This window comes from Staphylococcus sp. McC-251-APC-3A2 (assembly GCF_009695665.1).
Taxonomy (GTDB): Bacteria; Bacillota; Bacilli; order Staphylococcales; family Staphylococcaceae; genus Staphylococcus; species Staphylococcus cohnii.
This window is the reverse complement of record NZ_VUNO01000001.1, coordinates 826344-838729: the sequence shown is the minus strand read 5'-3', so window position 1 is coordinate 838729 and position 12386 is coordinate 826344. Positions and strand designations below refer to the sequence as shown.

Genomic DNA, 12386 nt, shown 5'->3' with positions numbered 1-12386 from the left:
CGGAACATAATATATGTGTATAATATTAAAAAATATCATTTTCTTTAATGGTATAACAAGGGGGATACGTTATGATAGAAGGTTTTTTAACTTGGCTCTATGACATAGTATGGAGCAAACCATTAGTTTATGGTTTGTTAATCACTGGTATATTATTTTCACTATTTATGAAATTTTTCCAAGTAAGACACTTTAAAGAAATGATTCGACTTATGTTTCAAGGGGAAAAGTCACCAACAGGTATTTCAAGTTTTCAAGCAATCGCATTATCGTTAGCAGGTCGTGTAGGTACTGGTAATATTGTAGGGGTATCAACAGCGATATTTATTGGTGGACCGGGAGCCGTATTTTGGATGTGGGCAACAGCATTTTTAGGAGCGAGTAGTGCATTTATAGAATCGACATTAGGTCAGATATATAAACGTGAAGAAAAGGGACAATATAGAGGTGGACCAGCATTTTATATTGAATATGGTATAAAGGGGAAACTGGGTAAAATATATGGCTTGATCTTTGCAATCGTCACTGTGATTTCAGTCGGATTGTTATTACCAGGTGTTCAATCAAATGCTATATCTAGTTCTATGAAAAATGCATTTCAATTAAATCCATGGATTGTAGCCATATTTTTAGCAATTATTATCGGCTTAATCATTTTTGGGGGAATAAAATGGATTGCTAATGCAGCGACTGCAGTTGTACCATTTATGGCAGTATTATATATTTTAATGGCGGTCATTATTATCATACTCAATATTGAAGCGGTTCCTTCTTTATTTGCATTAATTTTCAAATCCGCATTTGGTATGGAAGCTGCTTTTGGTGGGATAGTAGGTGCAATGATTGAAATAGGTGTCAAAAGAGGTCTTTATTCAAATGAGGCTGGACAAGGTACAGGACCACATGCAGCTGCGGCAGCAGAGGTATCACACCCAGCAAAACAAGGTTTAGTGCAAGCGTTTTCAGTTTACGTTGATACTTTGTTTGTTTGTACTGCAACAGCATTAATCATCTTGCTTTCTGGTACATATAATGTAACGGATGGCGGTAACACACCAAGTGATAAAGCAAGTTTAATTAAAGATAATGGTATCTTTGTTGAAATGTCAAATGGAGATAAAGATTATTCTGGAACCGCAATGTACGCACAAGCAGGTATAGACAAAGCATTACAAGGTGGAAGTTATCATTTTGATCCATCGTTCTCTGGATTTGGATCTTATTTTATAGCAATTGCTTTGTTTTTCTTTGCCTTTACTACTATATTGGCTTATTACTATATTGCAGAAACCAATATTGCATACTTAACAAGAAACGCAAATTATAGGACTTCCTTTATATTTATCAATATAACGCGAATTGTATTAATTCTTGCCACCGTTTATGGCGCAGTGAAAACGGCAGATATTGCATGGCTAATGGGAGATTTAGGTGTAGGTATGATGGCCTGGCTTAATATCATTGCAATTTGGCTATTACACAAACCAGCTATAAGCGCATTGAAAGATTATGAATTGCAGAAAAAACGTTTAGGATCGGGTAAAAAAGCTATTTATAAACCAGACCCTGAAAAAGTACCTAATGCTGTATTTTGGCTGGAAGATTATCCTGAACGTCTAAAAAAAGAGGATATTAACGACTAAAAATAATATGTCACTTAGACAAATAAAAAGCGAGTTATTTTAAAATATTGCGTCTCTTGATACAATGTCATTAAGACTACGAGGGGGCGCATTATTTTATGGACAATTTACAAGCAGGGCGAATTAATAAGATTAATTTTTCTAGTGACATATTAGATAGAGATATTACACTATCTATTTATTTACCTAAAGATTTTACAGAACTATTTAAATACAAAGTCGTCTTTTGTTTTGATGGTTTAGACTTTTTTAGCTTTGGCAGAATACACAGAACATATGAAAAATTATGGGAAGCAAATGAAGTAGAAAGAGCAATATTTGTAGGTTTTCATTATGAAGATGTTGAAAAAAGAAGAGCAGAATTTCATCCCCAAGGAGCAAAAACAGCTTTAACTGTAAAATGTATGGCGAATGAAATTTTACCGTTTATAGATGCTCAATTCCCAACGTATAAAGTAGGCAATGGCAGAGTTATTTTAGGTGACAGCTTAGCTGGAAGTGCAGCTTTGATTACTGCATTATCTTATCCGAGAATTTTTAGCCAAGTGGGACTATTGAGTCCTCAACATGATGAAGTGATACAAACATTAATCGAACGATGTCAATTTCAAGAACAATTGACAATATGGCATACTGTTGGATTAGAAGAAAAAAACTTTGCTTTACCAACGACAGGTAAGCAAGCGGATTTTTTAACACCTAATCGCCAGCTTAAATCGATTATCGAACATAGTGATATAACTTATCATTATGCAGAGTTTGATGGTGGTCATAGATGGAAATCTTGGAAACATTTATTAGAAGATTTATTAAAATATTTTTTATCAGATAATATTTCTTTTTAATTATCTGTAGGAAATTTAGTTAAAAGTAACGAATTTTTGTGAAATTTGATATAATGTAGTTATGTTAAACAAAGGAGGAATTTAAATGATTTTAGGATTAGCATTAATTCCGTCAAAAGCGTTTCAAGATGAAGTAAATGCATACCGTAAACGTTATGATGCTCACTATGCAACGATAATGCCACACATTACGATTAAAGAGCATTTTAAAATAAACGAAGGTGATCTTGACGCTGTCAAAGAGACAATCAAATCAAGAATCGAGGGGATACCACCTATTGAAGTACACGCGACAAAGGCTTCAAACTTTGCGCCAATTACAAATGTAATTTATTTTAAAGTTGCCAAAACAGACAATTTAGAAAAATTATTTAATCAATTCAATAGTGGTGATTTTTATGGTCGTCCTGAACATCCATTTGTACCACATTTTACAATTGCACAAGGTTTAACTAGTCAAGAATTCGAAGACATTTTTGGTCAATTGAACTTAGCGGGTATTGACTATAAAGAAGCAATTGAGCAACTTTCTTTAGTTTATTACGATGAAAGTGCGGAAAAATGGAAAGTCTTAGAGAATTTTAATTTTGCATAATTTTTTTATATAAAGTTATCATTTCAATCAATGATAATATTGAAACTTTAAAAGAGTCGCTATCATTTTAGAATTTATCTAAAAACTTGATAGCGACTCTTTTGTATATTGAACATTACTAAATATAGTTAAGTGTGTGTGTGTTGTTGTTTATTTTTAACAAAATAAATACCATAAAATATTGCTAAAAATAAAAATACTAATGCTGAAAAATAAAAAGTATTATTAACAGATTTAGAGAATTCTGTGATTAAACCACCTACGAGTGGACCAATCATAGAGCCGAAACCTTGTACACTATTGAACACGCCCCAAGTCTCTTCTTGTTCATCCATGTGTATATGACTTGCCATAAAAGTATTCCATGCAGGTAACAAGATGCCGTACATTAGGCCGATAAATAATGCCAAGCCCCAAACTAATTTAATATCCGTAATAATAGATAACGCAAATATCATTAAAGTATATAAAACAAATCCACTAAAAATGATACCATACATAAATAATGTACCATTGTTGTCTATAATTTTAGATAAAAACAACATAGAAATAGCACAACCTATGCCACCAATGATAATTGCAATCGTATATTCAACTGTTGAAACGCCCACGACTTTCGTTGCATATGTAGGTAATATCGGTACTAAGGCAGTAATGGAAGCACCTTGTAATAAAATACCTGGAAACAGAATTAAATGGCGTTTAGTCACATTTACAATTTGACCTAACTGTTGTTTTACAGGTCTTGTATTATAATTAGTCAGTCTTATTTTAACGAAATAGTATAGAATCCATGCAATCAGTACGACTAATGACATCATAAAAGCGAAACGTGTTGGATGGAATTTAAAGATTAAGTTCATTCCAACCATTCCAACTAATAAACCTAGTAACCATGAGAAATAAACATAACCCATTTGTTTACCACGATTATTTTCATCAACACTTGCAAGCATAATGACCCAAATAGGACTCACGGCGATACCTAGCAATATTGCACTTGTGATTAGCACGATAGGTGATGTAGGAAACCAAATGACTAAAAACAAACTACCAAACGCTAATAAAAATCCAAGTGTCAAAACAAGCTTTGTACCTAAGCGTTTAAGTAAAAAACCTATGACAAAGTTGGTTGTTGCATCAGCAATAAAGTGAATAGAAATAGCGATAGATGTAACACCTACCGCAATAGAAGTTGCCGTTGGAAGTAATGCTAAATAACTCAACACATACATACCTCTAGCAAACTCCATTAAAAATAAAATAATCAACATAATAATAAAATTTGTACTTGAATTGTAGTTAGTATTATTTAACGAAGAGCTTTGCATATAAAGGAACCTTTCCATAAACTTCTTCATAACGTGTTGAATGGTCTAGAAGATCTAATAAATCTTTGCATAATTTATATGTTGAATATGGAATGCGTGATTCACTCATTGCTTTAGACATTTCTACTAGTGAAGTTGGATGATTTGTTAATGATGCTACTTGTTGAATAGCTTCATCAGGTGAATAAGCGATAGTGCCGTAACCTTTTTCTTCAAAATAAAGCGCGTTTTCTAACTCTTGACCAGGTGCAGGATCTAAGAAAATCATTGGAATTTGTCGGGTTAGTGCTTCAGAAATCGTGATGCCACCTGGCTTTGTAATCATCAACTGACTTGATGCCATCCATTCATTCATCTGTTTTGTATAACCTAAGATAAGTACGTTATCATAATTTTTAAATTGGCTAGATAATGTGCGTTTCAACTCTTTATTTTTACCACAAACCATGACTACTTGTGATTGTGGACTTTTAGTCAAAATATCACTAATCATTTGACCGAATCCTTTTGAAACGCCAAAAGCACCTGCGGACATAAGTATTGTAGGTTTATCTGGATTCAAATTATTTTGACGTAACCATGAAGATTGGTCAATATCTTGTTCGAATTTATCAGAAATTGGAATGCCAGTAACCTTTAATTGATGTCTTGGGATCCCTATTTCAGCAAATTCATCTTTTAATTCCTCAGTTGCCAAGTAATACCTTTGAGAATGTGGTGTAACCCAATTCTTTTGTAATCTATAATCTGTCATAACTGTGGCAATTGGGATATTCATATCAAATTGCTCAGTTAATACAGACATTACTGGCGTAGGGAAGGTCAACAATATTAAATCTGGTTTTTCTTTTAGTAATAAATTAATTAATTTATTTAATCCATAATATTTATAGAAACATTTGTCTATTTGGTCAGGTTTACTATAGTAAAAAGATTTGTACATATTTCTGAAATACTTAAAACTATTGATATACCACTTTTTACATATAGAAGTCAGAATTGGGTGAGCTTCTAAAAATAAATCATGTTCAATGACAGTTAAATTGTCTAGATTCATTTCATTGAATTGGTTTACTACGCTTTGAGTAACCTGTAAATGTCCATTACCAAAAGAACCAGTAATAATCAATATTTTTTTGTTACGAGTAACCATTTTGAGTCACCCTCCAATAGTATAAATTTAGCTCATGCTAAGTTTAACGCATTTTATTGTCATGCGAAAGAAAAAACATAATTATTAGAGATTATATCATTTTACAAACGCATAGAAAATGATTCATACTTATTTTTTAAAATTATATCACGCTAAATTTAGATTGTTCTATATGTATACCATACCACGCTTTCTATTAAAATAAGCGACCTTAAAAGAAACTAAACAAATAAAAAAGAAAATCTACACAATTAATTACATATGATTAACAAACTGAATCTAGTTTATGCTCATGATAGTTATAAAATTTTTTAAATGAAAACGAAAAATATATAATAGTAGAGAAAGAAATAATTAGCAATATTAGTTTCTATAAAATCAACTGAAAATGTGTATAATAGAAGTATTGGAAATAAAGGAGCGGTTAATGTTGAATGCAAATGAGTTGTTTAAAAAAATAAGAGTTAAACAAGTGATAGGTACATTAGATATGAATGTTAATGATATAACAACAGACTCGCGTACTGCTAAAGAAGGAAGTATATTCGTTGCTTCTAAAGGTTATACAGTCGATAGTCATAAATTTTGTCAAGATGTTGTAAATCAAGGCTGTAAAGTCATTGTAGTAAATCATGAACAATTGTTGAAAGGTGATGTAACACAAGTTATCGTTCCTGACACGTTGCGCGTTGCCAGTTTACTCGTAAATGTATTATTTAATTATCCAAGTAAACAACTAACTACATATGGTGTTACTGGAACCAATGGTAAAACATCTATAGCGACAATGATACACCATATATATAGAAAATTAGATAAAGGTAGTGCTTATTTAGGTACTAATGGTTTCCAAATTAATGAGGAAAAATCTAAAGGTACAAACACAACACCTGAAACAGTTGCGCTAACTAAAAAAATTCATGAAGCTGTAGAAAAGCAAGCACAGGCCATGACTTTAGAAGTATCAAGTCATGGTTTATCATTAGGACGTTTAAGTGGCGTTAATTTTGATGTGGCGGTATTTTCAAATTTAACGCAAGATCATTTAGACTTTCATGGCACAATGGAAGCTTATGGTCATGCTAAATCATTATTATTCAGCCAGTTAGGTGAAGATTTATCAAAAGAAAAATATGTTGTTTTAAATCAAGATGATAGATTTTCAGAATATTTAGCTTCAGTTACACCTTATGAAGTCTTTACCTATGGCATTAATGAATGTGCACAATTTATGGCTGAAAATATTAATGAGTCATTACAAGGCGTAACGTTTGATTTTAATACACCTGAAGGTACATTTCCTGTAAAGTCACCTTATGTAGGCATCTTCAACGTTTCTAATATTATGGCTGCAATGATAGCTGTTTGGGCAAAAGGTGCTACGTTAGAAGAAATTATTCAAGCCGTAGAAAACTTAGAACCTGTTGAAGGTCGACTTGAAGTTTTAGACCCCCAATTGCCAATTAATCTAATTATTGATTATGCACATACAGCAGATGGTATGGATAAACTTATAGATGCTGTGAAACCTTTTGCAAAACAAAAATTAATTTTCTTGTGCGGTATGGCTGGAGAAAGAGATATGGGCAAAACACCTGAAATGGGGCGCGTTGCTTGTAGAGCGGATTACGTTATTTTTACACCAGACAACCCAGCAAATGATGATCCTAAAAAATTAACAAGCGAACTCGCTAAGGGCGCAACACATAATAATTATATAGAATTTGAAGACCGTGCAGAGGGGATTCGTCATGCTATTGAAATTGCTAATCCTGGCGATACAGTTGTCTTAGCTTCTAAGGGACGTGAACCTTACCAAATTATGCCTGGTCATGTAAAAGTACCACATAGAGATGATTTAATCGGTTTAGAAGCAGCTTATAAAAAGTTTGGCGGTGGCCCTATTGGAAATTAGGCTTATCAGTCTGAATGATGTAACAGTCCGTAGTTATATTTATAAAAATGATAACGATGAAGTCTTGCTTTTGGCAATACCAGACTTAAATTGGTCATTAGAAATTGATACTTCGTTAAATGATGATGATATCAAGGAGGAACTTGTGATACACTTGTTTACGTTACTTGATGAGTCAACAGCAGTACAAATTGCTGATGATATTGGTCAATCGATATTTGAGAGTTAAAGGAGAGAACAAATGAGTATAAAGGAAGAAGTAGAATCCAGAAAAACTTTTGCGATTATTTCCCATCCTGATGCTGGTAAAACCACATTAACTGAAAAGTTACTATTATTTGGTGGTGCAATTAGAGAAGCAGGGACTGTAAAAGGTAAAAAAAGTGGTAAATTTGCGACAAGTGACTGGATGAAAGTTGAACAAGAACGTGGTATCTCAGTTACAAGTTCAGTGATGCAATTTGATTATGATCATTACAAAATCAACATTTTAGATACACCTGGACATGAAGATTTTTCTGAAGACACATATAGAACATTAATGGCCGTAGACAGCGCTGTAATGGTTATAGATTGTGCAAAAGGTATTGAACCGCAAACTTTAAAATTATTTAAAGTTTGTAAAATGAGAGGCATTCCTATTTTCACATTTATCAATAAATTAGATAGAGTAGGTAAAGAACCGTTTGAATTATTGGATGAAATCGAGTCTACATTGGAAATCGAAACATATCCTATGAATTGGCCAGTGGGTATGGGACAAAATTTCTTTGGTATCATTGATCGAGATACACATACGATTGAGCCTTTTAGAGATGAACAAAATGTGCTTCATTTAAATGATGATTATGAATTGGAAGAAGATCATAAAATTAAAAATGATAGCGCCTTTACGCAAGCAATCGAAGAATTAATGTTGGTAGAAGAAGCGGGAGAAACATTTGATAATGAAGCTTTGAGAAAAGGTGATTTAACACCAGTGTTCTTTGGATCAGCGCTAGCAAACTTTGGTGTACAAAATTTCTTGAATGCTTATGTTGACCATGCACCTATGCCAAGTGCTCGACAAACGAAAGAAGATATTGAAGTTACACCATATGATACAGATTTTTCAGGCTTTATTTTCAAAATTCAAGCGAATATGGACCCCAAACACAGAGATAGAATTGCATTTATGAGGGTTGTTAGTGGCGCTTTCGAACGAGGTATGGATGTTACGTTACAAAGAACTAAAAAGAAACAAAAAATAACACGTTCAACTTCATTTATGGCTGATGACAAAGAAACTGTTAATCATGCAGTCGCTGGAGATATTATAGGCTTGTATGACACGGGTAATTACCAAATTGGAGATACATTAGTAGGTGGAAACCAAAAATTCAGTTTCCAAGAATTACCACAGTTTACACCAGAATTATTTATGAAAGTTTCTGCGAAAAACGTCATGAAACAGAAACATTTCCATAAAGGGATTGAGCAGTTAGTTCAAGAAGGTGCCATTCAATACTATAAAGCATTGCATACTAATCAAATTCTTATTGGTGCAGTTGGTCAACTACAATTTGAAGTTTTTGAACATCGACTTAAAAATGAATATAATGTTGATGTCATCATGGAATCAGTTGGTCCAAAAATTGCAAGATGGATTGAAAATGAAGAAGATATTAAAGATAAAATGAGTTCTTCTCGTTCTATATTAGTTAAAGATGTTTATGATAATTACGTTTTCTTATTTGAAAATGAATTTGCAACGAGATGGTTTGAAGAAAAATTTCCAGAAATTAAATTATACAGTTTGTTATAACATGATTAATTGTGTATAATACTATATTATTAATAGAATACCTATGACTTTGTAGTCGGAGGGGAGTAACTCAACTGTTTTTAAAGAGATATATGAGATAGTAATATCATTATAAAATATCTGTTTTATATATCTTTTTAACATAGTCATTTTGTCGTCATTACGAAACGTTAAATGTTTCCGGTAAAATGGGCAGGAAAAACACTGTCGAGTGAGACCTTTGCTTATAAATGTTACAAACATACAAATTATATAAGACCGAAAGTTTAATTTACTTTAGTGAGTGTATATGATTAAAATGTGTGTAGCATTTACTTAGCTTAGGTCTCTATTTTTATGTAAAAAAACTAAAGGAGTTGTCCTAAATGGATCCGAGTTTGATTTTACCTTATTTATGGGTTCTAGTAGTACTGGTATTTTTAGAAGGTTTATTAGCAGCAGATAATGCTGTTGTTATGGCAGTTATGGTTAAACATTTGCCTCCTGAACAACGTAAAAAAGCATTGTTCTATGGACTGTTAGGTGCATTTATTTTCCGTTTTATTTCTTTATTCTTAATAAGCATTATCGCACATTTTTGGTGGATTCAAGCGCTAGGCGCAATTTACCTATTATACATGTCGATTAAAAATCTCATATCATTCTTTAAAGAAAAAGACCATCAAAAAGAGGATGGTACTGATGATCATCATTATGATGAATCGGGTGAGGAAATACATGCAAGTCCTAAAGCATTTTGGGGCACAGTATTAAAAGTAGAATTTGCTGATATAGCATTTGCGATTGATTCCATGTTAGCTGCTCTTGCTATTGCAGTAACTTTACCTACTGTTGGTATACACTTTGGTGGTATGGACCTTGGACAATTTGCAGTCATGTTCCTAGGCGGTATGCTAGGTGTGATCATCATGCGTTTTGCAGCCACTTGGTTTGTAAATCTATTGAACAAATATCCTGGTTTAGAAGGCGCTGCATTTGCGATTGTAGGTTGGGTAGGTATTAAATTAGTAATCATGGTGCTAGCACACCCTGATATTAAAATATTACCAGAACATTTCCCACACAGTGTATTATGGCAATCAATTTTCTGGACGGTTATGATTGCACTTGTAATTATCGGTTGGTTAACATCTGTTAAAAATAATAAAAAAGAACATAAATAATATATGTAAGCCTGAGTCATAAAATCTATGACTCAGGCTTTTTTGTTCTATATGTGATAAAGTTAGAATTTTTTACTAAAAGAGACTATAATCTGTAGTATGCTAACTTTATATGACAAAATAAAGCAGAAAAATTATATATGTTATGTCATAATAGAATTGTAATCAAAAGGAATAGGGGGGCTTACTGTGACGCAAAATAAAAAACATGTCATCCCAAAAGTAAAGTATGGACGTAAACGACGTGAATACTTTCATAACGAGGAACGAGAACAACGTGTGCAACAAGAACGTAAAGCTAGAAAACAGCGTGAAGAAAAAGCTGAAATACTTGCTAAAAATAATGAAGAACGTGTGAAAGAAAATTTAAGAAAAGCACGTATTGAAAAGCTAACACAAGAAGAAATTCAGCAACAACAAGCAATTGCTGCAGCGCGGAATTCCAAACATACGCAAGAAGACACACAGCACAATGAAACAACTTCAGCAAATAATATCAATCAATCGTATAATGAAAACGATGATATGGTGGAGGAAGAAAATAAAATAGATTCAAAATCAGTACACACTGAGAGCGAGACTCAAAATAACAGTACATCGTCAAATGAAGAACATGTCCCACCTAAAAAAGAACAAGAACAGAATTTTTATTCAGAAAATGCACAACAATCAAGAGTTGATTATTATTTGAATAATGATGAGCAAACTTCACAACAAAAAAGTTCTAGGGAATATTCGAATTCTAATACTGAAACTAAGCACCAAAATACGACTAACACACTTGATAAAGTTAAGGCTTTCTTTATTGAACATTGGGCCAAAATTCTAATTGTTGTGGCAGTTATTGTTTTACTGACACTCATACAAGCTATATTCAAAAATGTTGATGAAAATGGCACTTCAAATGATCATGTTTTTCATGATAATCAAAATAAAGATAAGACTTATACAACAACAATGAAAAGTGCGAACAGTGCAATTCATTCCGTAGTAACTGTTGAAAATGATACGAGTGATGATAGAACTTCTGCTGAAAAAGAGACACAAGAAGCAGGTAAAGAAAATGAATTAGGTTCAGGTGTCGTCTACAAAAAAGTGGGCGACTCTATTTTTATTATGACCAACGCACATGTGGTTGGAGATAAAAAAGAGCAAAAGATTACATATGGTAATGATGACTATTCTATTGGTAAAGTTATTGGAACGGATAAATATTCAGATATCGCTGTTGTTAAGGCTAAAGTAAAATCAGATAATAAAGTGAAACCGATTAAAATAGGTGATTCCAGTACTTTAGTACTAGGTGAACCAATCATAGTAGTAGGAAATCCTTTAGGTGTAGACTTTAAAGGAAGTATATCTGATGGTATTATTTCAGGTTTGAATAGACACATACCAGTAGATATCAATAAAGATGATCAATATGATGTATTAATGAGTGCTTTTCAAATAGATGCACCTGTAAATCCAGGTAACTCAGGTGGTGCAGTTATCGATAGAAATAGTAAGTTAGTAGGCATAGCATCATTAAAAATAGATATGGATAATGTTGAGGGTATCGCCTTTGCTATACCAGTCAATGACGCTGAAGATATTGCCAAGCAGTTAGAAGCTAAAGGTGAAGTCAAATATCCTAACACTGGCGTAAAGATTGCTAATATTGGAGATATTGATGAGGCTACAAAGCAATCTATTAATTTACCAGAAGACGTTAAAAAAGGCGTATTTATAGGTGAAGTTAAAAAAGATTCATTAGGTGAAAAATCTGGGTTGCAAAAAAATGATGTCATAGTAGAATTAGATGGTAAAGAATTAGAAGATAATCTTAGATACAGACAAATTATTTTTAATCATAAAGATGATTTAAAAACTTTACCAGCTAAAATCTATAGAGATGGTAAAGAAAAGGATATTAAGATTAAACTGAAGTAACGTTG

Annotated in this window: 10 protein-coding genes; 8 read left to right on the top strand and 2 right to left on the bottom strand. The window is 32.6% G+C overall.

Going from position 1 to position 12386, the window contains the following annotated elements; all coding sequences use genetic code 11:
- Positions 1-71: 71 nt before the first annotated feature.
- From FYJ81_RS04030 to FYJ81_RS04020, 3 genes are all read left to right on the top strand, one after another.
- On the top strand, positions 72-1643 hold the full coding sequence (locus tag FYJ81_RS04030; protein ID WP_107384688.1) for an alanine/glycine:cation symporter family protein: 1572 nt from the start codon (positions 72-74) through the stop codon (positions 1641-1643).
- A gap of 98 nt (positions 1644-1741) precedes the next feature.
- On the top strand, positions 1742-2488 hold the full coding sequence (locus FYJ81_RS04025) for an esterase family protein (protein WP_107386391.1): 747 nt from the start codon (positions 1742-1744) through the stop codon (positions 2486-2488).
- Positions 2489-2573: 85 nt separating this feature from the next.
- Positions 2574-3083: a YjcG family protein gene (locus FYJ81_RS04020; protein WP_019469079.1), complete on the top strand. Its 510-nt coding sequence runs from the start codon at positions 2574-2576 to the stop codon at positions 3081-3083.
- Between the two features lie 128 nt (positions 3084-3211).
- Here the strand turns inward: FYJ81_RS04020 and ltaA are convergent, their stop codons facing one another.
- Positions 3212-4414, bottom strand: coding sequence for a lipoteichoic acid biosynthesis MFS flippase LtaA (ltaA, locus tag FYJ81_RS04015; protein ID WP_181187540.1), 1203 nt, complete (start codon positions 4412-4414; stop codon positions 3212-3214).
- Complete coding sequence (locus FYJ81_RS04010) at positions 4392-5567, bottom strand: diglucosyl diacylglycerol synthase (RefSeq protein WP_019469081.1); 1176 nt, start codon at positions 5565-5567, stop codon at positions 4392-4394. Before FYJ81_RS04010 ends, ltaA begins: the two co-directional genes overlap by 23 nt.
- Before the next feature lie 430 nt (positions 5568-5997).
- On the opposite strand from FYJ81_RS04010, the gene FYJ81_RS04005 reads away from it, so the two are divergent.
- From FYJ81_RS04005 to FYJ81_RS03985, 5 genes are all read left to right on the top strand, one after another.
- Positions 5998-7482 carry a UDP-N-acetylmuramoyl-L-alanyl-D-glutamate--L-lysine ligase gene (locus FYJ81_RS04005; RefSeq protein WP_107505157.1) on the top strand — a complete coding sequence of 495 codons (1485 nt, stop codon included), beginning with the start codon at positions 5998-6000 and terminating at the stop codon, positions 7480-7482.
- Positions 7472-7711, top strand: a complete 240-nt coding sequence (locus FYJ81_RS04000; RefSeq protein ID WP_107505156.1) for a YueH family protein — start codon at positions 7472-7474, stop codon at positions 7709-7711. The genes FYJ81_RS04005 and FYJ81_RS04000 overlap by 11 nt, the downstream gene beginning before the upstream one ends.
- Positions 7712-7723: 12 nt before the next feature.
- The gene (locus FYJ81_RS03995) at positions 7724-9286 is read left to right on the top strand and encodes a peptide chain release factor 3 (protein ID WP_107384872.1); all 1563 of its coding nucleotides are present in this window, start codon (positions 7724-7726) and stop codon (positions 9284-9286) included.
- 365 nt (positions 9287-9651) lie between these two features.
- Positions 9652-10449, top strand: a complete 798-nt coding sequence (locus FYJ81_RS03990) for a TerC family protein (RefSeq protein WP_107384871.1) — start codon at positions 9652-9654, stop codon at positions 10447-10449.
- Between the two features lie 189 nt (positions 10450-10638).
- Positions 10639-12381, top strand: coding sequence for a S1C family serine protease (locus tag FYJ81_RS03985; protein WP_192942984.1), 1743 nt, complete (start codon positions 10639-10641; stop codon positions 12379-12381).
- The last annotated feature ends 5 nt before the right edge of the window (positions 12382-12386 follow it).